28 protein-coding genes are annotated in these 25,482 nt (G+C 40.5%); 26 read left to right on the top strand and 2 right to left on the bottom strand.

The features are described 5' to 3' along the window. The first annotated feature begins 26 nt into the window (after positions 1 to 26). The 9 genes from ACVC7R_RS03005 (at position 27) to whiA (ending at position 6,423) form a co-directional block, all read left to right on the top strand. On the top strand, positions 27 to 545 hold the full coding sequence (locus ACVC7R_RS03005; RefSeq protein WP_447263473.1) for a Dps family protein: 519 nt from the start codon (positions 27 to 29) through the stop codon (positions 543 to 545). A gap of 127 nt (positions 546 to 672) precedes the next feature. After that, a complete protein-coding gene (locus ACVC7R_RS03000) occupies positions 673 to 1,179 on the top strand; it encodes a dihydrofolate reductase (protein ID WP_447263472.1) in 507 nt (168 codons plus the stop codon). After that, a complete protein-coding gene (locus tag ACVC7R_RS02995) occupies positions 1,179 to 1,349 on the top strand; it encodes a hypothetical protein (protein WP_000442253.1) in 171 nt (56 codons plus the stop codon). Before ACVC7R_RS03000 ends, ACVC7R_RS02995 begins: the two co-directional genes overlap by 1 nt. A 31-nt stretch (positions 1,350 to 1,380) precedes the next feature. Beyond that, positions 1,381 to 2,613: an ATP-dependent Clp protease ATP-binding subunit ClpX gene (clpX, locus tag ACVC7R_RS02990; protein ID WP_447263471.1), complete on the top strand. Its 1,233-nt coding sequence runs from the start codon at positions 1,381 to 1,383 to the stop codon at positions 2,611 to 2,613. An 8-nt stretch (positions 2,614 to 2,621) separates the two neighbouring features. Then, on the top strand, positions 2,622 to 3,209 hold the full coding sequence (yihA, locus tag ACVC7R_RS02985; RefSeq protein ID WP_049494688.1) for a ribosome biogenesis GTP-binding protein YihA/YsxC: 588 nt from the start codon (positions 2,622 to 2,624) through the stop codon (positions 3,207 to 3,209). Between the two features lie 9 nt (positions 3,210 to 3,218). Then, a complete protein-coding gene (locus ACVC7R_RS02980; protein ID WP_001140424.1) occupies positions 3,219 to 3,599 on the top strand; it encodes a RidA family protein in 381 nt (126 codons plus the stop codon). A 51-nt stretch (positions 3,600 to 3,650) separates the two neighbouring features. Beyond that, positions 3,651 to 4,541 carry an RNase adapter RapZ gene (gene rapZ, locus ACVC7R_RS02975; protein ID WP_214262266.1) on the top strand — a complete coding sequence of 297 codons (891 nt, stop codon included), beginning with the start codon at positions 3,651 to 3,653 and terminating at the stop codon, positions 4,539 to 4,541. After that, a complete protein-coding gene (locus tag ACVC7R_RS02970; RefSeq protein ID WP_447263470.1) occupies positions 4,538 to 5,515 on the top strand; it encodes a YvcK family protein in 978 nt (325 codons plus the stop codon). Before rapZ ends, ACVC7R_RS02970 begins: the two co-directional genes overlap by 4 nt. After that, complete coding sequence (whiA, locus tag ACVC7R_RS02965) at positions 5,512 to 6,423, top strand: DNA-binding protein WhiA (protein ID WP_447263469.1); 912 nt, start codon at positions 5,512 to 5,514, stop codon at positions 6,421 to 6,423. The genes ACVC7R_RS02970 and whiA overlap by 4 nt, the downstream gene beginning before the upstream one ends. Positions 6,424 to 6,455: 32 nt before the next feature. On the opposite strand, the gene ACVC7R_RS02960 is transcribed toward whiA, so the two are convergent. Then, positions 6,456 to 7,424: an NAD(P)/FAD-dependent oxidoreductase gene (locus ACVC7R_RS02960; RefSeq protein ID WP_447263468.1), complete on the bottom strand. Its 969-nt coding sequence runs from the start codon at positions 7,422 to 7,424 to the stop codon at positions 6,456 to 6,458. 132 nt (positions 7,425 to 7,556) lie between these two features. On the opposite strand from ACVC7R_RS02960, the gene cdaA reads away from it, so the two are divergent. From cdaA to ACVC7R_RS02900, 12 genes are all read left to right on the top strand, one after another. Further along, positions 7,557 to 8,414, top strand: coding sequence for a diadenylate cyclase CdaA (gene cdaA, locus ACVC7R_RS02955; protein ID WP_447263467.1), 858 nt, complete (start codon positions 7,557 to 7,559; stop codon positions 8,412 to 8,414). Then, a complete protein-coding gene (locus ACVC7R_RS02950; RefSeq protein ID WP_447263466.1) occupies positions 8,401 to 9,180 on the top strand; it encodes a CdaR family protein in 780 nt (259 codons plus the stop codon). The genes cdaA and ACVC7R_RS02950 overlap by 14 nt, the downstream gene beginning before the upstream one ends. Before the next feature lie 30 nt (positions 9,181 to 9,210). Beyond that, a complete protein-coding gene (glmM, locus tag ACVC7R_RS02945; protein WP_447263465.1) occupies positions 9,211 to 10,560 on the top strand; it encodes a phosphoglucosamine mutase in 1,350 nt (449 codons plus the stop codon). 66 nt (positions 10,561 to 10,626) lie between these two features. Next, the gene (locus ACVC7R_RS02940) at positions 10,627 to 11,001 is read left to right on the top strand and encodes a DUF1149 family protein (protein WP_004252208.1); all 375 of its coding nucleotides are present in this window, start codon (positions 10,627 to 10,629) and stop codon (positions 10,999 to 11,001) included. A gap of 2 nt (positions 11,002 to 11,003) precedes the next feature. Further along, positions 11,004 to 11,852, top strand: coding sequence for a DegV family protein (locus ACVC7R_RS02935; protein ID WP_447263464.1), 849 nt, complete (start codon positions 11,004 to 11,006; stop codon positions 11,850 to 11,852). Positions 11,853 to 11,891: 39 nt separating this feature from the next. Further along, positions 11,892 to 12,659, top strand: coding sequence for a 4-hydroxy-tetrahydrodipicolinate reductase (gene dapB, locus ACVC7R_RS02930; RefSeq protein WP_447263463.1), 768 nt, complete (start codon positions 11,892 to 11,894; stop codon positions 12,657 to 12,659). Continuing rightward, on the top strand, positions 12,656 to 13,855 hold the full coding sequence (locus ACVC7R_RS02925; RefSeq protein WP_447263462.1) for a CCA tRNA nucleotidyltransferase: 1,200 nt from the start codon (positions 12,656 to 12,658) through the stop codon (positions 13,853 to 13,855). The genes dapB and ACVC7R_RS02925 overlap by 4 nt, the downstream gene beginning before the upstream one ends. Then, entirely contained in the window at positions 13,852 to 15,720 is a 1,869-nt protein-coding gene (locus ACVC7R_RS02920) for an ABC-F family ATP-binding cassette domain-containing protein (protein WP_447263461.1), read from the top strand. The genes ACVC7R_RS02925 and ACVC7R_RS02920 overlap by 4 nt, the downstream gene beginning before the upstream one ends. Next, positions 15,720 to 16,307 carry a hypothetical protein gene (locus tag ACVC7R_RS02915; protein WP_447263460.1) on the top strand — a complete coding sequence of 196 codons (588 nt, stop codon included), beginning with the start codon at positions 15,720 to 15,722 and terminating at the stop codon, positions 16,305 to 16,307. Before ACVC7R_RS02920 ends, ACVC7R_RS02915 begins: the two co-directional genes overlap by 1 nt. 137 nt (positions 16,308 to 16,444) lie before the next feature. Beyond that, positions 16,445 to 16,957 (top strand): adenine phosphoribosyltransferase, encoded by a 513-nt coding sequence (locus tag ACVC7R_RS02910; RefSeq protein WP_006148048.1) that lies wholly within the window; start codon positions 16,445 to 16,447, stop codon positions 16,955 to 16,957. A gap of 193 nt (positions 16,958 to 17,150) precedes the next feature. Further along, the gene (gene metA / locus ACVC7R_RS02905) at positions 17,151 to 18,095 is read left to right on the top strand and encodes a homoserine O-acetyltransferase MetA (RefSeq protein ID WP_036757166.1); all 945 of its coding nucleotides are present in this window, start codon (positions 17,151 to 17,153) and stop codon (positions 18,093 to 18,095) included. An 8-nt stretch (positions 18,096 to 18,103) separates the two neighbouring features. Beyond that, positions 18,104 to 18,778, top strand: coding sequence for a DnaD domain-containing protein (locus ACVC7R_RS02900; RefSeq protein ID WP_447263459.1), 675 nt, complete (start codon positions 18,104 to 18,106; stop codon positions 18,776 to 18,778). Positions 18,779 to 18,824: 46 nt separating this feature from the next. Here the strand turns inward: ACVC7R_RS02900 and ACVC7R_RS02895 are convergent, their stop codons facing one another. Then, positions 18,825 to 20,276, bottom strand: coding sequence for an alpha-amylase (locus ACVC7R_RS02895; RefSeq protein WP_447263458.1), 1,452 nt, complete (start codon positions 20,274 to 20,276; stop codon positions 18,825 to 18,827). Positions 20,277 to 20,536: 260 nt separating this feature from the next. On the opposite strand from ACVC7R_RS02895, the gene ACVC7R_RS02890 reads away from it, so the two are divergent. Genes ACVC7R_RS02890 through aroC form a run of 5 tightly spaced genes read left to right on the top strand, consistent with a single transcriptional unit; the run spans position 20,537 to position 25,480 of the window. Further along, complete coding sequence (locus ACVC7R_RS02890; RefSeq protein ID WP_447263457.1) at positions 20,537 to 21,700, top strand: class I SAM-dependent rRNA methyltransferase; 1,164 nt, start codon at positions 20,537 to 20,539, stop codon at positions 21,698 to 21,700. After that, on the top strand, positions 21,697 to 22,374 hold the full coding sequence (aroD, locus tag ACVC7R_RS02885) for a type I 3-dehydroquinate dehydratase (protein WP_447263456.1): 678 nt from the start codon (positions 21,697 to 21,699) through the stop codon (positions 22,372 to 22,374). Before ACVC7R_RS02890 ends, aroD begins: the two co-directional genes overlap by 4 nt. Next, positions 22,364 to 23,218, top strand: a complete 855-nt coding sequence (locus ACVC7R_RS02880; protein ID WP_447263455.1) for a shikimate dehydrogenase — start codon at positions 22,364 to 22,366, stop codon at positions 23,216 to 23,218. The genes aroD and ACVC7R_RS02880 overlap by 11 nt, the downstream gene beginning before the upstream one ends. Before the next feature lie 18 nt (positions 23,219 to 23,236). Further along, positions 23,237 to 24,304: a 3-dehydroquinate synthase gene (gene aroB / locus ACVC7R_RS02875; RefSeq protein WP_447263454.1), complete on the top strand. Its 1,068-nt coding sequence runs from the start codon at positions 23,237 to 23,239 to the stop codon at positions 24,302 to 24,304. 9 nt (positions 24,305 to 24,313) lie between these two features. Then, positions 24,314 to 25,480: a chorismate synthase gene (gene aroC, locus ACVC7R_RS02870; RefSeq protein WP_447263453.1), complete on the top strand. Its 1,167-nt coding sequence runs from the start codon at positions 24,314 to 24,316 to the stop codon at positions 25,478 to 25,480. Positions 25,481 to 25,482: the final 2 nt, after the last annotated feature.

Genomic DNA, 25,482 nt, shown 5'->3' with positions numbered 1-25,482 from the left:
TGAAAAAATGAAAAGAGGTAAGAAACATGGTTGAATTAAAAAAAGAAGCAGTAAAAGATGTAACAACATTATCTAAATCAGCGCCTGAAGCGCTAGCAAAAACAAAGGAAGTGCTTAACCAAGCCGTAGCAGACTTGTATGTAGCACATATCGCTCTTCATCAAGTACACTGGTACATGCGTGGACGTGGTTTTATGGTATGGCATCCTAAGATGGATGAATACATGGATAGTCTAGATGCTTACCTAGATGAAATCAGCGAACGCTTGATTACACTCGGTGGGAAACCATACTCTACTTTGACAGAATTCCTTCAACACAGTGAAATCGAAGAAGAAGTTGGAGAGTTCCGCAATGTCGAAGAAAGCTTGGAACGTGTCCTTGAGATTTATCGTTACCTTATCACTCTTTTCCAAAAAGCATTGGATGTAACAGATGAAGAAAGTGATGATGTAACCAATGATATCTTCGTTGGTGCTAAAGCTGACCTTGAAAAAACTGTCTGGATGCTTGCAGCAGAATTAGGACAAGCACCTGGTTTGTAAGATACATTATTTTTCTAAAAATCCGTAGAAGTTTTCTACGGATTTTTTCTATTCTGGAGGGCATTCCAAAACAGTCTTTTTTGAAGATTTTTGATAAAATAGAACTATCAATGAAAAGGATGAAAGCATGACAAAAAAAATCGTAGCCATCTGGGCTCAAGATGAAAAGGGTGTAATCGGAAAAGAGGATCGCTTGCCATGGCATTTGCCTGCAGAGTTAAAGCATTTTAAAGAAACAACCTTGAATCATGCCATTTTAATGGGACGTGTAACCTTTGATGGAATGGGACGACGTTTGCTTCCAGGACGTGAGACCTTGATTTTGACACGCAATCCCGAAGAGTCAATTGAGGGGGCTCTGGTTTTCCAAAATGTTGAGGATGTTTTAGACTGGTATCAAAACCAGGATAAAAATCTCTATATCCTTGGTGGCAAACAGGTTTTTCAGCTTTTTGAACCTTATCTTGATGAGATTATTGTGACACAAATTCATGCTCAAGTTGAAGGGGATACTTATTTCCCGGAAGATTTTGACTTGACTGTTTTTGAGACTATTGCAAGCAAATCTTATAGCAAAGATGAGAAAAATGCCTATGATTTTACCATCGAATATAGAAAGAGAAAGGAAGTCTAATGGAGCGTAGTATTTTTGGATTTTTTACAGCTCTTTTGTGTGCTGTCTGTTTTGTAGCTGGAACACACGCTTTTCGTAAAAAGCGCTTTGGACTTGCTACTCTACTTTGGCTTAATGCCTTTACAAACTTGGTGAATAGCATTCATGCTTTTTATATGACCTTATTTTAGAGAGAATGAATAATTAGAACGGAAGGGAATCATGCCTACAAATAGGAAAAATGATATGATGGTTTATTGCTCATTTTGTGGCAAAAGCCAAGAAGAAGTTAAAAAAATAATCGCTGGGAACAATGCCTTTATCTGTAATGAATGTGTAGAGTTGGCCCAGGAAATCATTCGTGAGGAGTTGGCTGAGGAAGTCTTAGCGGACTTGTCTGAGGTACCAAAACCAATTGAACTCCTAAACATCTTGAACCACTATGTGATTGGTCAAGATCGTGCTAAACGTGCTCTGGCAGTGGCTGTATATAACCACTACAAACGCATCAATTTCCATGACACTCGTGAAGATAGTGAAGATGTTGATTTGCAAAAGTCAAACATTCTAATGATTGGCCCAACTGGCTCAGGGAAAACTTTCCTTGCTCAAACTCTTGCTAAAAGTTTGAATGTGCCATTTGCTATTGCGGATGCAACAGCTCTTACCGAGGCTGGCTATGTGGGTGAGGACGTTGAAAATATCCTCCTCAAACTCTTGCAGGCAGCTGACTTTAACATTGAGCGTGCAGAACGTGGGATTATCTATGTCGATGAGATTGACAAGATTGCCAAGAAGAGTGAGAATGTTTCTATCACACGTGATGTTTCTGGTGAAGGGGTCCAACAAGCCCTCCTCAAGATTATCGAAGGAACTGTAGCTAGCGTGCCCCCTCAAGGTGGACGTAAACATCCACAACAAGAAATGATTCAAGTGGACACTAAGAACATCCTCTTCATCGTGGGTGGTGCCTTCGATGGAATCGAAGAAATTGTCAAGCAGCGTTTGGGTGAAAAAGTCATTGGTTTCGGACAAAACAACAAGGCCATTGACGAAAATAGCTCATACATGCAAGAAATCATCGCAGAAGATATTCAAAAATTCGGAATTATTCCTGAGTTGATTGGACGCTTGCCTGTCTTTGCAGCCCTAGAGCAGTTGACCGTAGATGATTTGGTTCGTATTTTGAAAGAACCAAGAAATGCCTTGGTCAAACAATACCAGACCTTGCTTTCATATGACGATGTTGAGCTTGAATTTGACGATGAAGCCCTTCAAGAGATTGCTAATAAAGCTATTGAACGCAAAACTGGTGCGCGTGGTCTTCGCTCAATCATCGAAGAAACCATGCTAGACGTTATGTTTGAAGTTCCAAGTCAAGAAAATGTGAAAACAGTTCGTATCACAAAAGAAGCAGTTAATGGAACAGCTAAGCCAATCCTAGAGACAGCCTAGAGGTGACCATGGAAATCAATACACACAATGCTGAGATTTTGCTGAGTGCAGCCAACAAGTCCCACTATCCGCAGGATGAACTTCCCGAGATTGCTCTTGCAGGTCGCTCAAATGTTGGTAAATCTAGTTTTATCAATACTATGCTCAATCGTAAAAATCTAGCTCGTACCTCTGGAAAACCAGGAAAAACACAACTGCTTAATTTCTTTAATATTGATGATAAGATGCGTTTTGTAGATGTACCTGGTTATGGTTATGCCCGCGTCTCCAAAAAAGAACGCGAAAAATGGGGACGCATGATTGAGGAATACTTGACTACTCGTGAAAATCTTCGAGCAGTTGTCAGTCTCGTTGATCTTCGTCATGATCCGTCAGCAGATGATGTACAAATGTATGAATTTCTTAAGTATTATGAGATTCCTGTCATCATTGTGGCGACCAAGGCTGACAAGATTCCGCGTGGGAAATGGAACAAGCACGAATCAGCTATTAAAAAGAAATTAAACTTTGATCCAAGTGATGATTTTATCCTCTTTTCATCCGTAACAAAAGCAGGAATGGACCAAGCTTGGGATGCTATTTTAGAGAAATTGTGAGGAATACAGATGGCAAAAACAATTCATACAGATAAAGCTCCAAAGGCAATCGGGCCTTACGTTCAAGGAAAAATTGTTGGCAACCTTTTGTTTGCTAGCGGTCAAGTTCCTCTATCTCCTGAAACTGGAGAAATCGTAGGAGAAACGATTCAAGAACAGACAGAACAAGTCTTGAAAAACATTGGAGCGATTTTAGCAGAAGCGGGAACAGATTTTGACCATGTGGTGAAAACAACTTGCTTCTTAAGCGATATGAACGACTTTGTACCTTTTAACGAGGTTTACCAAACAGCCTTTAATAAGGAATTTCCAGCTCGTTCAGCTGTGGAAGTAGCTCGTCTTCCTCGCGATGTAAAAGTCGAAATTGAAGTCATCGCAGAGATTGGATAAGCGAGTTGAAGTTTGGTTCTTCCAAACTTCTTTTGATATAAGGAGATTATGATGACAATGAAACAACTTCACCTAGTGATTGTAACAGGGATGAGTGGTGCAGGGAAAACGGTAGCCATTCAATCTTTTGAAGATTTAGGATATTTCACCATCGATAATATGCCACCTGCCCTCTTGCCAAAGTTTTTACAGTTGGTAGAGACCAAGGATGATGACCACAAGTTAGCCCTAGTGGTGGACATGCGTAGTCGTTCTTTCTTTTCAGAGATTCAGGCAGTCTTGGATGAATTGGAAAATCAAGATGATTTGGATTTCAAAATCCTCTTTTTGGATGCAGCTGATAAGGAATTGGTGGCGCGCTATAAGGAAACCAGAAGAAGCCATCCTCTTGCGGCAGACGGTCGTATCTTAGATGGAATCAAGTTGGAACGAGAGCTCTTGGCTCCTTTGAAAAACATGAGTCAAAACGTGGTAGATACGACAGAGTTAACACCTCGTGAACTCCGTAAGACCATTGCAGAGCAATTTTCGGACCAAGAACAAACGCAATCTTTCCGTATTGAGGTGATGTCCTTTGGCTTTAAATACGGAATTCCAATTGATGCCGATTTAGTATTTGATGTGCGTTTCTTGCCAAACCCTTACTATCTTCCAGAACTTCGTAACCAGACAGGTGAAGACCAGGCAGTTTATGACTATGTCATGAATCATAAGGAATCTGAAGATTTTTATCGTCATTTGTTAGCCTTGATTGAACCAATCCTGCCTGGCTACAAAAAAGAGGGCAAGTCTGTTTTAACCATTGCAGTAGGTTGTACAGGTGGACAACACCGAAGTGTTGCCTTTGCTAAACGACTGGCGAATGATTTGTCTAAGAATTGGCCTGTAAATGAAAGTCATCGTGATAAAGACCGAAGAAAGGAAACGGTAAACCGTTCATGAGAAAACCCAAAATTACGGTGATCGGTGGAGGAACTGGAATCCCTGTTATTTTAAAAAGTTTGCGAGAAAGAGATGTCGACATTGCAGCCATTGTAACTGTTGCTGATGATGGCGGTTCTTCAGGTGAACTGCGTAAAAATATGCAGCAATTAACACCACCTGGGGATTTGCGGAATGTTCTTGTGGCCATGTCAGACATGCCAAAATTCTATGAGAAGGTTTTTCAATACCGCTTCTCTGAAGATGCAGGTGCTTTTGCTGGACATCCTCTGGGGAATATTCTCATAGCAGGACTTTCTGAAATGCAGGGTTCAACCTACAATGCCATGCAATTACTGAGTAAATTTTTCCATACGACAGGCAAAATTTTCCCATCAAGTGACCATCCTTTGACACTCCATGCGGTCTTCAAAGATGGATCAGAAGTAGCTGGGGAAAGTCATATCGCTGATCATCCAGGAATGATTGACCATGTCTATGTTACCAACACACTGGATGATGAAAAGCCACAGGCAAGTCGTCGAGTCGTCAATACGATTCTTGAGAGTGATATGATTGTCTTGGGACCAGGTTCCCTCTTTACTTCGATTTTGCCGAATATCGTTATTGAAGAAATTGGTCAGGCGCTTCTGGAAACCAAGGCTGAAATTGCCTATGTCTGCAACATTATGACCCAGCGAGGAGAGACTGAGCATTTCTCAGATAGTGATCACGTAGAAGTTTTGCATAGCCATTTGGGTCGTCCATTTATCGATACAGTCCTTGTGAATATCGAAAAGGTTCCGAGGGACTATATGGATACCAACCGTTTTGATGAATATTTGGTGCAGGTTGAGCATGATTTTGAAGGTTTGCGTCAGCAAGTCCCACGTGTCATTTCATCCAACTTTCTACGTTTGGAAAATGGGGGAGCCTTTCACGATGGTGATTTAATCGTAGATGAGCTCATGCGTATCATACAGGTGAGAAAATGAGTTTTACAGTAGCAGTAAAAGAAGAAATTTTAAGTCAGCATCACCTGAGTCGTCATGAATTATCCGCTATTATCAAGATGTCGGGTAGTATTGGTTTATCGAGCTCTGGTTTGACCTTGTCCGTCATTACAGAAAATGCTAAGTTGGCCCGTCATCTCTATGAATCTTTCTTACATTTTTATGGGATCAAGTCTGAGATTCGTCACCACCAGAGAAGCAATCTTCGAAAAAATCGTGTCTATACTGTTTTTACAGATGAGCGTGTTCAAGAACTGTTAGCGGATTTACGCTTAGCAGATTCTTTCTTTGGCCTGGAAACAGGGATCGATCCAGATATTTTAGGAGACGAGGAAGCCGGTCGTGCCTATCTCTGTGGTGCATTCTTAGCCAATGGAAGTATCAGAGATCCCGAGTCAGGCAAGTATCAGTTAGAGATTAGTTCGGTTTATGTAGACCACGCTCAAGGGCTTGCTTCGCTTTTACAGCAGTTCTTGTTAGATGCTAAGGTTATCGAACGAAAAAAAGGTGCGGTGACCTATCTTCAGCGAGCAGAAGATATTATGGATTTCCTAATATTAGTCGGAGCCATGCAGGCACGTGATACTTTTGAAGGTGTCAAGATTCTCCGAGAAACTCGTAATGACCTCAATCGTGCCAATAATGCAGAGACAGCCAATATCGCTCGGACAGTTTCAGCAAGTATGAAGACCATCAACAGTATCAGTAAAATCATTGATACTGTTGGACTAGATAGCTTACCAGTCGATTTGCAGGAAGTAGCGCATTTGCGTATCCAACATCCAGATTATTCTATCCAGCAATTGGCAGACAGTTTGACAAACCCTCTCACCAAAAGTGGTGTCAATCATAGACTGAGAAAGATCAATAAAATTGCAGATGAACTCTAAAACCACGAATCCTAGGATTCGTGGTTTTTTTCTTATAGACTTGTAGAGTGTTTTGGTTGTACTTTTTGTTGAGGGTCAATGTAGTTAATGGCATTGTTGACAGCAGTAGGTGCTTCGCCAAGACCTGTCGCAATCAGGTCAATCTTACCTTCGTAGTAGCAGCAGTCGCCGATAGCGTAAATTCCAGCCTGGCTTGATTCTTGCTTACTATTGACGATAATCTTATGACGATTTAGTTCTAATCCCCAATTTTTAAGATTACCAACTGATGATTTGAAGCCATAGTTGACAAAGAGGTGGTCCAGTTCAAGGCTTTCGGTCTCATCGGATTTAACTTTTGTGATTTCAAGTTTGTCAAGAGTTCGACCATCTCCAAGAAGTTGACTTGGCACAAATGGTGTTTTGATAGTCACAGATGATTCTTGAAGAGCTTGTACACTATGCTCGAGGGCACGGAAGTTGTCTCGACGGTGAACCAGAGTAGTAGGAGCAATCTTTTCAAAAGCTAGGGCCCAGTCCACAGCAGAGTCTCCACCACCCAAGATGGTTACTTTCTTGCCAGCATATTGTTGAATATTAGAAACGTGATAATGGATATTTTCATAACCGTCAACACCATCTAATTCAAGTGGACGTGGTTTAAAAGCTCCTCCACCCATAGCGATAATGACAGCTTTGCTACTATGAGTGCCTTTAGTAGTTGTAATCTTAAAAACATCATTTTCTTTTTCAATTTCAAGAACAGTTTCATTGAGGTGTGCTGGTGTATCAAATCCTTTTAATTGTTCCAACAAGCGATTTGTTAGTTCTTCACCAGTGAGATTCGGGAAACCTGGAACATCAAGAATTTGTTTCTCAGGATAAAGGATGGCAGGTTGGCCACCTAATTGAGGAAGAGAGTCAATGATTTGTACTTTAGCTTGACGTAAATTTGCATAAAAGGCTGCGAAAAGACCAACTGGGCCACCTCCTACGATGGTAATATCATATAGTTCAGACATGGTTTCTCCTTATTTCATGTTTATCATTTTATTCTATCATATTTTCTACTAATTTAAAATGAGGTAGGGGGGAGAAAATTTCTATTAAAAATGGTATAATGAAGAGAAGCATTTTTGGAGAGGGGACATAGGATGAATTTTCAGCAATTATCTAATCTTCAATACTGGTCTAGTTTATTTTCCAGTCCTTGGAGTATTGCGATAAATGTGATTGATATTCTAATCGTTGCTTATATCTTATATCAATTTACAAAATCAATTGCAGGAACCAAGATTATGATCCTGGTTCGAGGCGTTTTAGTTTTTATCTTAGCTCAGATTGCGGCTAATTTTTTGGGCTTGACGACTATTTCCTGGTTGATTAATCAATTGATTACCTATGGAGTTATTGCAGCGGTTGTTATCTTTTCTCCAGAAATTCGGACAGGCTTGGAACGATTAGGTCGAGCTACGGACTTTTTTTCAAATACTCCTATGAGTTCAGAAGAACAGATGGTTCAGGCTTTTGTCAAATCGGTTGAGTATATGAGTCCGCGGAAAATTGGAGTCCTGGTTGCGGTTGAACGTGTAAGAACCTTGCAGGAGTATATCGTTACCGGAATTCCTTTGGATGCGAAGATCTCCGCTGAGTTATTGATTAATATCTTTATCCCTAATACTCCACTCCATGATGGTGCAGTCATTATCAGTGGAGAAAGAATTGCAGTAACCTCTGCCTATCTACCATTGACTGAAAATACAGGTATTTCTAAAGAGTTCGGAACTCGTCACCGTGCAGCCATTGGTTTATCCGAAGTTTCAGATGCCCTTACTTTTGTTGTATCAGAAGAAACCGGTGGTATTTCTATCACCTACAACGGTGTCTTCAAACATGATTTAAGTTTGGAAGAATTCGAGGAAGAATTACGTCGTATATTGATACCTAAGGATGTACAAGAGCCAAGCTTTAAAGAGCGCCTATTAGGAGGGTGGAAAAATGAAAAGAAATAGTCTTTATATCATCTCCTCACTCCTCTTTGCATGTATCCTATTTATCTATGCAACATCAATCAATTATCAAAACAATACAAATGCCAGACAAACTAGAACTGAAACCTATACCAATACGGTCGTTAATGTACCGATTGATATTCAGTATGATAGTGAACGATATTTTATTAGTGGCTTTAGCTCAGAAGTAACGGTGTTTTTGACGGGTTCAAATCGGGTCACCTTGGCTAGTGAGATGCAGGAGAGCACTCGTAAATTTAAAGTGACTGCTGATTTGACGCAAGCTACAGAAGGAACGATTGAAGTTCCTTTGAACATTGAAAATCTTCCAAGTGGTTTGACAGCTGTTGCAGCACCACAAAAAATCACAGTCAAAATTGGTAAGAAGGTCACTAGGGATAATGTACCAGTGGTTCCTCAAATCGATTCTAGTCAAATTGATGAGCGTATTATCATCGAACGTGTTACTGTTTCTGATGAGAAAGTTTCAGTGACCAGTGACGCAGATACTTTATCTAAGATTGATAGAATTGTAGCAGTTTTACCAACGAGTGAACAGATTTCAGGAAACTATTCTGGATCCGTTCCCTTGCAAGCTGTGGATAAAAATGGATCTGTCTTACCAACAGTTATCACACCTTTTGAAACGACTATGAAAGTCTCAACCAAAACTGTCAGAACAACAAGTGGCACAACTACAACAAGTAATACTTCGTCTACTGAAAACTCTTCAACGACATCAGCAGAGACGAAGCCAGAATCTTAAATTTAAAAAAACTAGAAAAGGAATGTTAAAATGGGTAAATATTTTGGAACGGATGGAGTCCGCGGAGAAGCAAACGTAGAATTAACGCCAGAATTGGCCTTTAAATTGGGACGTTTCGGAGGATATGTCCTCAGTCAACATGCGACAGAAGCGCCTAAAGTTTTCGTAGGACGTGATACACGTATTTCAGGTCAAATGTTAGAATCAGCTCTCATTGCAGGTCTTCTTTCAGTTGGAATTCACGTTTATAAGCTTGGTGTTCTTGCAACACCAGCAGTAGCATACTTGGTTAAAACTGAGGGAGCAAGTGCCGGTGTCATGATCTCAGCTAGTCACAACCCAGCTCTTGATAACGGAATTAAATTCTTTGGTGGTGATGGCTTTAAACTTGACGATGACAAGGAAGCTGAAATCGAAGCCTTGCTTGATGCGAGTGAAGATACTCTTCCACGTCCAAGCGCTGAAGGTTTAGGGACTGTAGTTGATTATCCAGAAGGGTTGCGCAAGTATGAAGCTTATCTTGTTTCAACTGGAACAGCTCTTGAAGGAATGAAGGTAGCATTGGATACTGCAAATGGCGCTGCATCAACAAGTGCTCGACAAATTTTTGCAGATTTGGGTGCTCAATTAACGGTTATCGGAGAAACTCCAGATGGACTGAACATCAACTTGAACGTTGGTTCAACTCATCCAGAATCCTTGCAAGAACTTGTGAAAGAAAGCGGATCAGCTATTGGTTTGGCCTTTGATGGTGATAGCGACCGTTTGATTGCTGTTGATGAAAATGGTGAAATTGTCGATGGTGACAAGATTATGTATATCATCGGGAAATACCTTTCTGAGAAAGGTCAATTGGCTCAAAATACGATTGTGACAACAGTTATGTCCAACCTTGGTTTCCATAAAGCCTTGGACCGTGAAGGAATCAATAAAGCAATCACTGCTGTTGGAGACCGCTATGTAGTTGAAGAAATGAGAAAATCTGGCTACAATCTAGGCGGAGAACAATCAGGTCATGTTATTTTGATGGACTATAACACAACTGGTGATGGTCAGTTGTCAGCAGTTCAATTGACGAAGATTATGCAAGAATCAGGTAAGAGCTTGTCTCAGTTGGCTTCAGAGGTAACGATTTATCCTCAAAAATTGGTCAATATCCGTGTGGAAAATGCCATGAAAGAAAAAGCTATGGAAGTGCCAGCTATCAAGGCAATTATCGATAAGATGGAAGAAGAGATGGCTGGTAACGGTCGCATTCTCGTTCGCCCAAGTGGAACAGAACCACTCTTGCGTGTCATGGCCGAAGCACCAACAACTGAAGAAGTAGACTATTATGTGGATACTATTGCTGAAGTTGTGAAAGCAGAGATTGGTATTTAGGAAAGTTAGCAGAAAATAAGAAAATATGTTACAATATCAAAGTAAATTGTAACCATGGAGAATATGATGAATTTAAAACGTGAACAAGAATTTGTTAGTCAGTATCACTTTGATGCACGTAACTTTGAATGGGAAAATGAGAACGGAATTCCTGAAACAAAAGTCGATGTGAATTTTCAACTATTACAACACGACCAAGAAAATCAAGTGACCTCTCTCGTAGTTGTTTTGAGCTTTATGATTGTCTTTGATAAATTTGTTATCAGTGGAACCATCTCTCAAGTCAACCACGTTGAAGGTCGTATCGTAGATCAACCAAGTGATTTTAGTCAAGAAGAAGTTGAGACACTTGCTCGTCCTTCTTTGGATATGCTAAACCGTTTGACTTACGAAGTGACGGAAATCGCATTAGATTTACCAGGTATTAATTTGGAGTTTTAAAAATGAAATTAGCGGTCATAACAGACTCATCTGCTTTTCTACAAGCGGAAACCTTGCGGAAAGAAGATTTATTTGTGCTAGACATTCCTGTGAATATCGATGGACAGGAGTATGTTGAAGGTGTAAATCTAACCGCTCAAGAATTTTATGAAAAAATGGCTCGTTCAGCTGAACTACCGAAAACAAGTCAGCCAAGTATTGCTAAGTTAGATGAAATTTTGTCATCCTTGAAAGAAAAAGGCTATACTCATGTTTTGGGACTCTTCCTTTCTTCTGGGATCTCAGGATTTCACCAGAATATCCAGTATATGACGGATGAGTTCGCAGGATTAACGATTGCTTTTCCTGATACTCGAATCACAAGTGCTCCACTAGGTTTTATGGTGGAAAGTGTTTTCCAGTGGGTTGAGCAAGGAGATGACTTCGAGTCTATCTTAGAGAAGGTAACTGAACAGATTGAACATACTTCTGCCTTTATCATGGTGGATGATCTTGATCATCTGGTGAAGGGTGGTCGTTTATCAAATGGCGCAGCTATTTTAGGAAACCTTCTTAGTATTAAACCAATCTTATATTTCAATGACCAAGGTGTTATCGAAGTTTATGAGAAGGTCCGTACAGAGAAGAAAGCAACAAAACGTCTGGTTGAAATTGTCAAAGAAGCAACCAGTAACGGTAACTACCGGATTACAGTGATTCATGGGAATGCCCCTCAAAAAGCAGCAGATTTGCGCCAGCTTTTGATAGATGGTGGTGTAGCTACAGATATTTCAATTGCAACCTTCGGTAGTGTTATTGGAACTCACCTAGGCGAAGGAAGTATTGCTATAGGTTATACACCAATCGTCTAGATTGTTCTTACAGGCTTTGTATCTTAGACAGGAGTAGAGATGAGTATTCGAGTGATTATTGCTGGTTTTAAGGGGAGAATGGGCCAAGCAGCTTGTCAGATGGTTTTGTCTGATCCTGAATTGAAACTAGTAGCCGTTTTGGATCCTTTTGAGTCTGCATCTGACTGGCAAGGAATTCCAGTATTCAATGATAAGAATGACTTGGCAGGTTTTGAGGCAGATGTTTGGGTGGACTTTACAACACCAGCTGTTGCCTATGAAAATACACGTTTTGCTCTTGAAAATGGCTTTGCTCCAGTAGTTGGAACAACAGGCTTTACCAGTCAGGAAATCGAAGAATTAAAAGAATTGTCTCGTTCCAAAAACTTGGGTGGCTTAATTGCTCCTAACTTTGCCTTGGGTGCAGTCTTACTCATGCAATTTGCGGCACAAGCAGCTAAATACTTTCCAAATGTGGAGATTATTGAGCTTCACCATGACAAGAAAAAGGATGCTCCAAGTGGAACAGCTATTAAAACAGCTGAGTTGATGGCACAAGTTCGTGAGTCTATTCAACAAGGGGCTAGTGATGAGGAAGAACTCATTGCTGGTGCACGTGGTGCCAACTTTGATGGCATGCGTATCCATTCGGTTCGTTTACCAGGATTGGTAGCCCATCAGGAAGTCATTTTTGGAAATCAGGGAGAAGGATTGACCCTGCGTCATGACTCCTATGATCGTAGCTCTTTCATGACAGGAGTGAATTTGGGAATCAAAGAAGTTGTCAAGCGTCATGAGCTTGTCTATGGATTAGAACACTTATTATGAGATTAACAAAAATGCCTTCTGAATTTCAGAAGGCTTTACCAGTATTAGAAAAAATTAAAGAAGCAGGATTTGAGGCTTATTTTGTGGGGGGCTCTGTTAGGGATGCCCTTCTCAATCGCCCCATCCATGATGTGGATATCGCGACTTCTTCTTATCCTGAAGAAACTAAGCAGATTTTCCCCCGAACAGCCGATATTGGCATTGAGCATGGAACCGTCTTAGTTTTAGATGGAGATGAAGAGTACGAAGTAACCACTTTTCGGACGGAAGATGTCTATGTAGATTATCGTAGACCAAGCGCGGTTTCTTTTGTGCGTTCTCTGAAAGAAGATCTCAAACGTCGTGATTTTACAGTCAATGCCTTTGCTTTAGACGAGACAGGGGAAATCGTTGATTTATTTGACGGGCTCAAAGATCTAGAAAATCAAGTTTTGCGAGCAGTTGGAGTTGCCAGTGAGCGTTTCAACGAAGATGCTCTCCGCATCATGCGTGGCTTTCGTTTCCAAGCCAGTCTAGGTTTTGAACTTGAATCAGCAACCTTTAAAGCCATGAGGACCTTAACGCCACTTTTAGAAAAAATCTCTGTGGAGCGCACCTTTGTCGAGTTTGATAAGCTTCTACTAGCTCCTCATTGGCGAGTAGGTTTATCTTCTATGATTGAGAGCCAAGCTTATAATTATCTTCCCGATATGGCAAATAGTCGGGAAAAACTCCAAAGATTGTTTGATTTAGAAAATGATTTTACTTTTGAATCTTCTGAACAAGCTTGGGCAGCACTTTTATGGGTTTTAAAAGTCGAAGATGCTCAACAATTTTTGAAACATTGGAAGACTTCACGCCAATTTGCCAAACAGGTACAGGATTTGCTGTCTATTTTGGCTCTTCGAGAAGAAGGGGGACTCGGTAAGCGTGATTGTTACCGTTTTGATTTGGACTTGCTTCTACAGGCTGAAAATCTTCGCAGAGCTCAAGGGAAGGAAGTCAATCCACAAGCAATCACAGAAACCTACGAGAGCTTGACCATACATGATAAGAAAGAGATGCAAATCAATGGTGGTATTCTCATCAAAGAGTATGGCTATCAGCCAGGTCCTGAATTGGGAGATGCTTTAGAGAAAATTGAATATGCTATTGTCGATGGAGAGTTAGAAAATGACCGTCAAGCCATCCATGATTACCTAAGGGAGAAAAAATGAGCGATTTTATTGTTGAAAAACTAAGCAAATCCGTTGGTGACAAGACAGTCTTTAAAGATATTTCCTTTATCATCCATGACTTAGATCGTATCGGTCTTATTGGGGTCAATGGAACTGGGAAAACAACCCTTTTAGATGTGCTTGCAGGTGTTTCAGGTTTTGATGGCGATGTTAGTCCTTTTTCAGCAAAGAGTGATTATAAGATTGGCTACCTGACTCAGGATCCGGATTTTGATGATAGCAAGACTGTCTTGGATACTGTCCTATCAAGTGATTTGAAAGAAATCCAGCTGATTCGTGAGTATGAACTCCTAATGCTCAACTACAGTGAGGACAAGCAGGCGCGTCTAGAACGGGTCATGGCGGAGATGGATTCTCTCCAGGCTTGGGAAATTGAAAGTCAGGTCAAGACCGTTCTCAGTAAACTGGGGATTCAGGACTTATCAACTCCTGTTGGAGCCTTGTCGGGTGGTCTTCGTAGACGGGTTCAATTGGCGCAAGTGCTTTTAGGAAATCATGATCTCTTGCTTCTTGATGAGCCAACCAACCATCTGGATATAGCGACCATCGAGTGGCTAACACTTTTCTTGAAGAATTCCAAGAAGACCGTCCTCTTCATCACCCACGATCGTTATTTCCTGGATGCTCTTTCTACGCGAATTTTTGAATTGGATAGAGGTGGATTAACAGAGTATCAAGGGAACTATCAAGATTATGTTCGCCTCAAAGCTGAGCAGGATGAGCGCGATGCAGCTCTCCTTCACAAAAAGGAACAACTTTATAAGCAGGAATTAGCCTGGATGCGCAGACAACCGCAAGCGCGTGCAACTAAGCAACAGGCTCGTATCAATCGTTTTCACGATTTGAAAAAGGAAGTTTCAGATACCAGTGTTGAGACAGACTTGACCATGAATTTTGAAACCAGCCGTATCGGTAAAAAGGTCATCGAGTTTAAGGATGTTTCATTTGCCTATGATGACAAACCGATATTGCAACAGTTTAACCTTTTGGTGCAAGCCAAAGATCGTATCGGAATCGTTGGGGATAATGGTGTTGGGAAGTCAACCCTCCTCAATCTCATTGCCGGTAGTCTTGAGCCGACTGAAGGACAAGTAATCATCGGTGAAACAGTACGTATCGCTTATTTCTCTCAACAAATCGAAGGTTTAGATGAAAGTAAGCGGGTTATCAATTACCTGCAGGAAGTGGCAGAAGAGGTTAAGACTAGCGGTGGCTCTACGACATCTATTGCTGAGTTACTAGAACAATTTCTCTTCCCTCGATCAACGCACGGTACCTTGATTGAGAAGCTGTCAGGTGGAGAGAAGAAGCGTCTGTACCTCCTCAAATTACTCCTTGAAAAACCCAATGTGCTTCTCTTGGATGAACCAACAAATGACCTAGACATTGCGACCTTAACAGTTCTAGAAAATTTCTTACAAGGTTTTGCAGGACCAGTCTTGACAGTTAGTCATGACCGCTATTTCCTTGATAAGGTAGCAACTAAGATTCTTGCTTTTGAAGACGGGACCATCCGTCCTTTCTTTGGCCATTATACAGATTATCTAGATGAAAAAGCTTTTGAAGCAGAAGCAGTAACGCAAAGTCAAAAGGCTGACAAGGAAAAAGTGGTCAAAGTCCGTGAAGAAAAGAAACGCATGACCTACCAAGAAAAGCAGGAGTGGGCAAGCATTGAAGGCGATATTGAAGCCTTGGAAAATCGTATCTCTGCTATTGAAGAAGAAATGCAGGCCAACGGCTCTGACTTTGGGAAACTAGCGACTCTTCAGAAAGAATTAGACGAGAAGAATGAAGCCTTGCTGGAAAAATATGAACGCTATGAATATTTAAGTGAGTTGGCTTAATGGAAGAGAAAATCATCAAATGGAGCAGTAAGAAAATCATTTGGACTATTGTACTCTGCTTTGTAGAGTTAGCTTTTTTGCTTTGGATACTCTTTTTTATGATGACAAACCCCAAAGAAGCAGCTATTGAATTAGTAGCACTAAGACTCTTTGTCTTATTCTTAATCATCATTGTTGGATGGCTCTTGTATGAACAGATGCAGATTCTTCTATCAGATAAAGAGTATTTAAAATGTACAGCTCAAGGTTTTTCCTATAAGCCACATCCAAAGAAAGACTGGCAGTTTTATTCCTGGGGCCAGGTAGAAAAGTTGAGAATTAAGGGTGGTAGAAGTTCGAGGGATATTTACCAGATTGAAGTTTGTTTTTTTGACAAAGACCTTGTAAAAACGAAATCTCTATGGAATCGACTGCGAAGTAAATTTTCAAGTGCTAAACCTGCTGTCGACTTGATAATTCCGATTCATTTACTGGATGTTGACTTGCCAAAGAGAGTCTTTGAAACCATGTCTTACTTTGAGCGAGAGTGGCGCATCGAACAGAATCGCATGGGAAATCAAAGCTCTACAACCAAAAAGAAGATATGATTTCAATGAGCTAGTAAATAACCATCGTTAAAGAACGGATGAGAAGTCATGTACCAAGTGTCAAGGCTTCTTTCTATTTTGCTTTTTAAGGAATTATGGTATAATAGGGAGTAAAAACTTTAAAAGAAAGAAACGCTATGAACTTAAAAGATTACATTGCAAGTATTGAAAATTATCCGCAAGAAGGAATTACTTTCCGTGATATTAGCCCATTGATGGCAGATGGAAATGCCTACAGCTACGCTGTTCGTGAAATTGTTCAATACGCTACTAACAAAAAGATCGATATGATCGTAGGACCAGAAGCGCGTGGATTTATCGTTGGATGTCCAGTAGCTTTTGAGTTGGGAATTGGTTTTGCACCTGTACGTAAACCAGGGAAATTGCCACGAGAAGTGATTTCAGCTGACTACGAAAAAGAATATGGTGTTGATACTTTGACTATGCACGCAGATGCTATCAAACCAGGTCAACGTGTTCTAATTGTAGATGACCTCTTGGCAACAGGTGGTACTGTTAAGGCGACTATCGAAATGATTGAAAAATTAGGTGGTGTCGTAGCTGGTTGTGCCTTCTTGATTGAGCTTGACGAGCTAAAAGGTCGTGAGGCAATCGGAGATTACGATTATAAAGTTTTGATGCATTATTAATGAAAAACAGTCCCTAGGGCTGTTTTCTCTTCATCGGATATAAAAATAGGCTATATCTAGTTAGAGAAAAACTATAATTGAAAACTATATCTTCTTACAGTATAATAAAGGGAAGAAGTGTCATCAGCTGGATTATTCCATTTGATGACAGTCAGGTTACTTGAGTCCAATATGATACAGTAAGGAGATTTCTATGCCGATTCGAATTGATAAAAAATTACCAGCAGTTGAGATTTTACGAACGGAAAATATTTTCGTCATGGATGACCAGAGGGCGGCTCATCAGGATATTCGACCACTGAAAATTCTGATTTTAAACTTGATGCCACTGAAAATGGTTACAGAAACTCAGCTTTTACGCCATTTAGCCAATACTCCTTTGCAGTTAGATATTGAATTTTTATATATGGAAAGTCATCAGTCGAAAACAACTCGTTCTGAGCATATGAAGACTTTTTATAAGACCTTCTCAGAAGTTCAAGACCAGTATTTTGATGGCTTGATTATTACAGGTGCTCCAGTTGAACATCTCCCTTTTGAAGAAGTGGACTATTGGGAGGAATTTACTAAGGTTATCGATTGGTCTAAGACTCATGTCTTTTCAACCCTGTATATTTGCTGGGGGGCACAGGCAGGTCTATACTATCGCTATGGCGTAGATAAATACCAGATGGACCAGAAGCTTTCTGGGATTTATCCTCAAGATGTTTTGAAAGAAGGTCATCTCCTATTGAGAGGATTTGATGATTTATATGTATCCCCTCATTCTCGCCATACAGAAGTCCACAAAGAAGATATCCTGAATAAAACAAATCTAGAGATTTTAGCATCAGGAAAAGAGGTGGGAATCTCTATCCTTGCGAGTCGAGATTTGAGAGAAGTCTATAGCTTCGGGCATTTAGAGTATGATCGCGATACGCTTGCAAAGGAATATTTTAGAGATCTAGATGCTGGTTTAGATCCACATATACCAGAAAATTATTTCAAAAACGATGACATTCATGAACTCCCATGTATGCGGTGGAGTTCATCTGCAGCTCTCTTTTTCAGTAACTGGGTAAATTATGCAGTTTACCAAGAAACGCCGTTTGAGTGGAAGAGTGTGGAAGATGATGTGTCTCATTTTGGATATTTATAAGAGGAATTATGACATATTTAGATGCTTTCAAATCAGGAAACTTAGTGTTACCGAGTAACCTGCTCTTACATTACAATCAACTGTTCTCGTCAAGCGATGATTTCTTGGTTTGGCAATTCTTTTACCTACAGAATACAACGGCTTTAGGTGAATTGTCTCCAAGTCAGATTGCTGAAAAAATCGGTAAAAATGTCACTGAAGTCAATCAGGCTATTTCACGATTGACTGAGAAAGGGTTGCTTCAATACCGAACCATTGAACTTAATGGCGAAATAGAAGTAATCTTCGATGCAACTCTTGCCTTGGAGCGCCTAGACCAACTTTTTGAAAAACAAGCTCCAAACCAGGTCCAATCTGCTCCAAATGATTTAAAGAGCTTGGTAGATACTTTCCAACAGGAGCTAGGTCGTCTATTGAGCCCATTTGAAATTGAAGATTTGGAAAAGAGTTTGAAAGAAGACGGAACTAATGCGGATTTGATAAAAGAAGCCTTACGAGAAGCTGTTTTAAATGGAAAACCAAATTGGAAATATATCCAAGCTATCCTACGAAACTGGCGTCATGAAGGGATTAGGAGTGTAGCCCAGGTAGAAGCGAAGCGTCAAGAGAGAGAGGCAACAAACCCTCAAAATGTTCAGGTTTCATCAGATTTTAAAAATGCTATGGATCTATGGAAAGACTAATAATGAATAACAAAAAAACTTGCCTGCTTGGCAAGTTCTTTTATTTTTAATTAGCAAGTCCCCAAACACTTACAGAACGTTCAGCAACTGGGAAATCACCATATCCTTCAGCATCAATAGTTACTTGTTCAGAATGATTACCAAGTAAATCGACAAAGGTTCGGTCAGCCCATTCTGGACCAACAAACATGGTTTTGGAATTTTCTTGAGCATTTGAGATAAGGACAGCGAGAGGTGCTTGGCTGTCTACACCTGAACGGACCCAACCAATACAGTTAGGGTCATCAAAGTAGTCATCTTGTTCTCCATAAGCCAACTCTTTTCGGATAGTTAGCAAATGGTCAAGGACATCCTTGAAATCTTCTTGGGCATACTGACCAGAGATACCGTAATAGTCTCCGTAAAAGACACATGGTAGACCGTGTTCACGCAAAAGAATAAGAGCATAGGCTGCTGGTTTGAACCATTCTTCAACAGTAGATTCTAAAGCTTGTCCTCGTTGAGTATCATGGTTATCGACAAAGGTTACAGCTCGATCTGGTTTGACTTGAACTAAACTATCATCAAATATGGTTCGTAAATCATAGTCAGCTCCAGCCAGACCTGCTTCAAACAGATTCATATGAAGGCGGACATCGACAAGGTCAAAGCGCTCCTCAATCTTTTCAAGATAGTCAAGGTTGGCATCCTTATCTGGATTCCAGAATTCTCCAAAGACATAAAAGTCTTGTCCATATTTTTCTTTAATGTCACGAATGAAATTACGCATAAAGAAAGAATCAATATGCTTGACAGCGTCTAAACGGAAACCTGTAACGCCGGTAGTTTCGATAAACCAGTCGGCCCAATCGTAAATATTTTGGATCACTTCTGGATGCTTGAAATCCAAGTCGGCATACATGAGGTAGTCATAGTTACCATTTTCATTATCCACTAATTCTTCGTGAGCCCAGCCTTTATTATCACCCTGAATCAGATAGATGCCAGACTTCCGTCTTTTGGCATCATAGTCAGTTCCAGTGAAATGGTACCAGTGCCAGTGGAAATCATTGTAGGTGTTTTGTCTTCCATCAAAAGTAAAGTTTGTCCAACCATTGATGGTAAAAGGCTCTCCAAGTTCGACTGTGCGATCTTCAGGATCCACTTCGATAACCTGGAAGGATTCTAAACGGTCTGCAGCTGCCTTATGGTTTAAGACGACATCAGCCATAGGTTGAATCCCATGTGATTTAAGTGTTTGAATAGCCTGAAGATAGTCTTCTTTGAAACCATACTTGGTACGCACCGTTCCTTTTTGGTCAAATTCTCCAAGGTCAAATAGGTCATAGACACCATAACCGACATCTTTTTCGTTGGTAGCTTTAAAGGCAGGTGGCATCCAGACATGGCTAATTCCTAGATTTGCAAGGTGCTCAGCATCATCTGTAAGTCGCGTCCAGTGTTGTCCATCGTGGGGCAGGTACCACTCAAAATATTGCATTAGGGTTTGATTTTTCATAGATAGTCCTCATACTTAACAATTTGAGAATCATTTTACCACAAAGCAAGTAAATGCACAAACGTTTGCGCTACAAAAATAGACCTCAGTATGTGAATGTCTATTTTTACGGTAATAGAATGAAATTTCTCAACATAAATGACCATTCTCATTTAGAAATCATCAAGCAGAAACGAAAAGTTGGGATAGTTCCTATGACATCAATGGAGAAAGCAGTTTCTATTTTGTGAATTTTCAACAAATTTGATATAATTGTATCTATGAATAAAGTATTCGTCAGTCGGCGTATCGAAAAAAAGCTCCGCAAAGGTCAAGTGCTTTTGGAAGAAGTTGATTTTCCAGATTTATCTGAAACGGATCAGGAAGTTGAACTCTTCAGCCAAAGCAATGAGTTTTTAGGAAAGGCTTATTTATCTCGTCAAAATAAGGGGATTGGTTGGTTTGTATCTAACCAGAAAATTTCTTTTAATCAAACTTTTTTTGAAAGTTTGTTTGAGCAAGCTAAACTAAAACGTTCTACCTACTATCAAGATGAGTTGACAACGGCCTTTCGTTTGTTTAATCAAGAAGGTGATGGTTTTGGTGGAATGACTCTGGACCTCTACGGGGATTATGTTGTTTTCTCGTGGTATAACTCCTATATTTATAGTCTTCGCCAAGAGATTATAGCAGCTTTTCGTCAAGTTTTTCCAGAAGTCTTAGGTGCTTATGAAAAGATACGCTTTAAAGGTCTAGACTATGAGTCTGCCCATATCTATGGTCAAGAAGCAGCTGAATATTTCACTGTTCTTGAGAATGGAGTCTTGTACCAAGTCTTTATGAATGACGGCCTTATGACAGGGATTTTCTTGGATCAGCATGAAGTTCGTGGGAGCTTGGTTGATGGTTTAGCAATGGGGAAATCCTTGCTCAATATGTTTTCCTACACAGCGGCCTTCTCAGTTGCTGCAGCTATGGGGGGAGCTATTGAAACGACTTCTGTGGATTTGGCTAAGCGTTCAAGAGAATTATCAGCAGCTCATTTTGCTGCCAATGGTTTGAGTCTAGACAATCATCGCTTGCTTGTCATGGATGTCTTTGAATACTTTAAATATGCTAAGAGGAAAGGTTTAAGCTATGACGTGATTGTTCTGGATCCACCTAGCTTTGCCCGAAATAAAAAACAAACCTTCTCTGTAGCTAAGGATTATCACAAGTTGATTTCTCAAAGCTTAGAGATTTTAAATCCAGGTGGAATCATTATTGCTAGTACCAATGCTGCTAATGTTTCCCGTCAAAAATTTACAGAACAAATTAACAAAGGTTTTGCAGGAAGAAACTATCAGGTTCTTCAAAAATATGGACTTCCAGCAGACTTTGTCTACAATGAAAAAGATGAAAGTAGTAATTACCTCAAAGTGATTACCATGAAGGTTAGTAAATGAAATTAATTGTTTCCGTAATGCCAAGAAGTATAGAAGAGGCTCAGGCTATTGATGTGTTGCGCTACCAAGATGCTGATATCATTGAGTGGCGAGCTGACTTCTTACCTAAGGAAGCTATTTTGCAGGTAGCGCCAGCTATTTTTGAAAAATTTGCAGGTCGTGAGCTTGTTTTCACTTTACGTACTCGTGCCGAGGGTGGTCAAATTGAGCTCTCTTCAGAAGAGTATGTTCAAATGATCAAGGAAGTAGCACAGCTTTATCAACCAGATTATATTGATTTTGAGTACTTTAGGTACAAGGATGTTTTTGATCAGATGTTGGATTTTCCAAATCTCGTCTTGAGCTACCATAACTTCCAAGAAACACCTGAAAATCTAATGGAAATTTTGTCTGAGTTAACAAGTTTAAATCCTAAAATTGTGAAAATAGCTGTTATGGCGAATACAGAACAAGATGTCTTGGATCTGATGAACTTTACACGCGGATTTAAAACACTGAATCCTGAACAAGAATATGTAACGATTTCTATGGGAAAAGTAGGTAAGGTCTCTCGTATTACTTCAGATGTGACTGGATCTAGTTGGTCTTTTGCAAGTCTGGATGAAGCTAGTGCTCCAGGACAAATTTCACTATCTAGCATGACAAAAATTAGGGAGATTTTAAATGAAGATTGATGGCTACACACGTTTAGTAGCTGTAGTCGCAAATCCTATCAAACACTCCATTTCTCCCTTCATTCATAATAGTGCTTTTGAAGCAACCAATACCAATGGTGTTTATCTTGCTTGGGAAGTAGATGCGACTGAACTAGCAGAGACAGTTGCCAATATTCGTCGCTACCAGATGTATGGAATCAATCTTTCCATGCCTTACAAGGAACAAGTGATTCCTTATCTGGACCAGTTGAGCGAAGAGGCTTGTTTAATTGGTGCAGTGAATACAGTTGTGAATCAAGAAGGAACATTAATTGGATATAACACAGATGGCAAGGGATTCTTTAAGAGCTTGCCTTCTTTTAAAATTTCCGGGAAAAGAATGGTTTTGTTAGGAGCAGGCGGTGCAGCCAAGGCCATTTTGGCACAGGCAATCTTGGATGGAGTGAGCCAGATTTCTGTCTTTGTTCGCTCGTCATCCATGGAAAAAACAAGACCTTACTTGGAAAAACTACAGAAAGCGACTGGATTTAGAGTAGATTTATTTGCCTTAGAGGATGTTCAAGAGCTTCAAGACAGCATCACTCAAGCCGACCTCTTAGTAAATGCTACGAGTGTGGGTATGGATAGAGTCTCTCAGCCAATCCCGACAAGCATCGTTTTACCAAAGAAGCTCTTGGTGGCAGATGTCATTTACCAACCCTTTGAAACCCCATTTTTGAAATGGGCAAGAAAGCAGGGAAATCAATCTATCAATGGCCTTGGCATGCTGCTTTACCAAGCTGCGGAAGCTTTTCAGTTATGGACAGGCAAGGAAATGCCAACAGATCAAATCTGGGAATCATTAAAACAAAAGTATCAATAAAGAAAAAGGAGACTTGCTATGAAAATCAGAATCGACCTTCCACATCATCCATACGATATTCAGATTGAAAAAGGATGCTTGTCTCAAGCAGGAACATGGTTGCGAGAACTTTGGCAACCACAAAAAATTGTGATTATAACGGATAACCGTGTGGCTTCCCTCTATGCAGAAAAAGTAAAACTCAGTATTGAGGCTGCTGGTTTTCAAGTGACGATTTTTGACTTTTTAGAAGGTGAAGAAAGAAAGAACCTAACAACTGTTCAGAAAGTCTACGAATTTTTAGTTAAACAAGGCTTAACTCGTAGTGATGGTATCGTTGCCCTCGGTGGCGGAGTTGTCGGAGACTTGGCTGGCTTTGTAGCTTCTACCTATATGCGAGGAATTCATTTTGTTCAGATTCCAACTAGTTTAACTGCCCAGGTTGATTCTTCAATCGGTGGAAAAACTGGAGTGAACACTCCTTTTGCCAAGAATATGGTGGGGACATTTGCTCAACCAGATGGAGTTTTGATTGATCCACTTGTCCTTGAAACCTTAGGTAAGAGAGAATTGATTGAAGGAATGGGTGAAGTCATCAAGTATGGCCTCATCGAAGACCCAGAACTTTGGAACCTATTATCTGAAATGGATGGTTCTGTGGAAAGCATTTTGGAACATTCAGAGAGTTTGATTGAGCATTCTTGTCAGGTGAAACGCAAGATGGTAGTTGAAGATGAATTGGACAATGGCATTCGTCTCTATCTCAACTTTGGTCACACAATTGGCCATGCTATTGAGGCAACTGCTGGTTATGGGCGTGTCATGCACGGTGAGGCAGTAGCCATGGGAATGGTTCAGGTCTCTAAGGTAGCCGAAGAAAAAGGACTCATGCCAGCTGGAATAACCCAGTCTATCCGAGAAATGTGTCAGAAATTTGGTCTTCCAGTTGAGTACGAAAACTGGGATCTTGACAAGCTTTATCAGGCTTTGACTCATGACAAGAAAGCACGTGGCAATACTTTGAAGTTAGTTTTGGTACCAGAACTTGGTTCAGCAATGATTCATCCAGTTTCTCTCGAAGAAATGAAAGAATACTTGGTAAAATAAGGAGAATGTATGAGATATTTAACAGCAGGAGAATCACATGGTCCTCGTCTGACAGCAATCATTGAAGGAATTCCAGCAGGACTTCCTTTGACTGCAGAGGATATCAATGAGGATCTCAAACGCCGTCAAGGCGGTTACGGTCGTGGTGGGCGCATGAAGATTGAGAGCGATCAGGTAGTCTTTACTTCTGGAGTTCGGCATGGGAAGACGACAGGGGCTCCTATTACCATGGATGTCATTAATAAAGACCACCAAAAATGGCTGGATATCATGGCTGCCGAGGATATTGAGGATAAACTTAAAAGCAAACGAAAAATCACTCATCCTCGCCCAGGTCACGCAGATTTAGTTGGCGGGATTAAATACCGTTTTGATGATTTGAGAAATTCTTTGGAACGTTCATCTGCCCGTGAAACGACTATGCGGGTTGCAGTTGGAGCAGTAGCCAAGCGGCTTTTAGCTGAGCTTGATATCGAAATTGCTAACCATGTTGTTGTCTTTGGTGGTAAGGAAATCAATGTTCCAGAAAACTTAACAGTCTCAGAGATTAAGAAACTGGCTGCCCAGTCTGAAGTTTCTATCGTCAACCAAGAACGTGAGCAGGAGATTAAGGACTATATTGACCAGATTAAGCGAGATGGGGATACCATCGGAGGTGTTGTCGAAACAGTTGTCGGTGGTGTTCCGGTTGGTCTTGGTTCTTATGTTCAATGGGATCGCAAACTAGATGCGAGACTAGCTCAAGCTGTTGTTTCTATCAATGCCTTTAAGGGTGTGGAGTTCGGTCTTGGTTTTAAAGCAGGCCATCTTAAGGGTAGCCAAGTCATGGATGAAATCCTCTGGTCTAAAGAAGATGGCTATACTCGTCGGACTAATAACCTTGGAGGTTTCGAAGGTGGAATGACCAATGGACAGCCCATTGTTGTTCGTGGAGTCATGAAACCAATTCCGACTCTCTATAAGCCCTTGATGAGTGTGGATATCGAAACCCATGAGCCTTATAAAGCAACGGTGGAGAGAAGTGATCCAACCGCTCTTCCAGCAGCAGGTGTCGTCATGGAAGCAGTAGTAGCAACGGTCCTAGCCCAGGAAATCTTAGAGAAATTCTCATCTGATAATCTAGAAGAATTAAAAGAAGCTGTTGCTAAACATCGGGAGTATACAAAACATTATTAAGG

The sequence above is a fragment of the Streptococcus sp. Z554 genome (assembly GCF_053010305.1).
Note: the sequence above shows the minus strand (reverse complement) of the source record. Positions and strands in the feature narration are given on the sequence as shown.

Coding starts and splice junctions, on each gene's coding strand:
- ACVC7R_RS02910 (WP_006148048.1), top strand. CDS start 16,445: ATGAACTTAAAAGATTACATTGCAAGTATTGAAAATTATCCGCAAGAA.
- aroB (WP_447263454.1), top strand. CDS start 23,237: ATGAAAATCAGAATCGACCTTCCACATCATCCATACGATATTCAGATT.
- ACVC7R_RS02995 (WP_000442253.1), top strand. CDS start 1,179: ATGGAGCGTAGTATTTTTGGATTTTTTACAGCTCTTTTGTGTGCTGTC.
- rapZ (WP_214262266.1), top strand. CDS start 3,651: ATGACAATGAAACAACTTCACCTAGTGATTGTAACAGGGATGAGTGGT.
- ACVC7R_RS02925 (WP_447263462.1), top strand. CDS start 12,656: ATGAGATTAACAAAAATGCCTTCTGAATTTCAGAAGGCTTTACCAGTA.
- ACVC7R_RS02915 (WP_447263460.1), top strand. CDS start 15,720: ATGGAAGAGAAAATCATCAAATGGAGCAGTAAGAAAATCATTTGGACT.
- ACVC7R_RS02895 (WP_447263458.1), bottom strand. CDS start 20,276: ATGAAAAATCAAACCCTAATGCAATATTTTGAGTGGTACCTGCCCCAC.
- clpX (WP_447263471.1), top strand. CDS start 1,381: ATGCCTACAAATAGGAAAAATGATATGATGGTTTATTGCTCATTTTGT.
- ACVC7R_RS02935 (WP_447263464.1), top strand. CDS start 11,004: ATGAAATTAGCGGTCATAACAGACTCATCTGCTTTTCTACAAGCGGAA.
- whiA (WP_447263469.1), top strand. CDS start 5,512: ATGAGTTTTACAGTAGCAGTAAAAGAAGAAATTTTAAGTCAGCATCAC.
- cdaA (WP_447263467.1), top strand. CDS start 7,557: ATGAATTTTCAGCAATTATCTAATCTTCAATACTGGTCTAGTTTATTT.
- ACVC7R_RS02900 (WP_447263459.1), top strand. CDS start 18,104: ATGACATATTTAGATGCTTTCAAATCAGGAAACTTAGTGTTACCGAGT.
- ACVC7R_RS02950 (WP_447263466.1), top strand. CDS start 8,401: ATGAAAAGAAATAGTCTTTATATCATCTCCTCACTCCTCTTTGCATGT.
- ACVC7R_RS02970 (WP_447263470.1), top strand. CDS start 4,538: ATGAGAAAACCCAAAATTACGGTGATCGGTGGAGGAACTGGAATCCCT.
- aroD (WP_447263456.1), top strand. CDS start 21,697: ATGAAATTAATTGTTTCCGTAATGCCAAGAAGTATAGAAGAGGCTCAG.
- ACVC7R_RS02890 (WP_447263457.1), top strand. CDS start 20,537: ATGAATAAAGTATTCGTCAGTCGGCGTATCGAAAAAAAGCTCCGCAAA.
- ACVC7R_RS02880 (WP_447263455.1), top strand. CDS start 22,364: ATGAAGATTGATGGCTACACACGTTTAGTAGCTGTAGTCGCAAATCCT.
- ACVC7R_RS02940 (WP_004252208.1), top strand. CDS start 10,627: ATGAATTTAAAACGTGAACAAGAATTTGTTAGTCAGTATCACTTTGAT.
- aroC (WP_447263453.1), top strand. CDS start 24,314: ATGAGATATTTAACAGCAGGAGAATCACATGGTCCTCGTCTGACAGCA.
- metA (WP_036757166.1), top strand. CDS start 17,151: ATGCCGATTCGAATTGATAAAAAATTACCAGCAGTTGAGATTTTACGA.
- dapB (WP_447263463.1), top strand. CDS start 11,892: ATGAGTATTCGAGTGATTATTGCTGGTTTTAAGGGGAGAATGGGCCAA.
- ACVC7R_RS02980 (WP_001140424.1), top strand. CDS start 3,219: ATGGCAAAAACAATTCATACAGATAAAGCTCCAAAGGCAATCGGGCCT.
- ACVC7R_RS03000 (WP_447263472.1), top strand. CDS start 673: ATGACAAAAAAAATCGTAGCCATCTGGGCTCAAGATGAAAAGGGTGTA.
- ACVC7R_RS02960 (WP_447263468.1), bottom strand. CDS start 7,424: ATGTCTGAACTATATGATATTACCATCGTAGGAGGTGGCCCAGTTGGT.
- ACVC7R_RS02920 (WP_447263461.1), top strand. CDS start 13,852: ATGAGCGATTTTATTGTTGAAAAACTAAGCAAATCCGTTGGTGACAAG.
- ACVC7R_RS03005 (WP_447263473.1), top strand. CDS start 27: ATGGTTGAATTAAAAAAAGAAGCAGTAAAAGATGTAACAACATTATCT.
- glmM (WP_447263465.1), top strand. CDS start 9,211: ATGGGTAAATATTTTGGAACGGATGGAGTCCGCGGAGAAGCAAACGTA.
- yihA (WP_049494688.1), top strand. CDS start 2,622: ATGGAAATCAATACACACAATGCTGAGATTTTGCTGAGTGCAGCCAAC.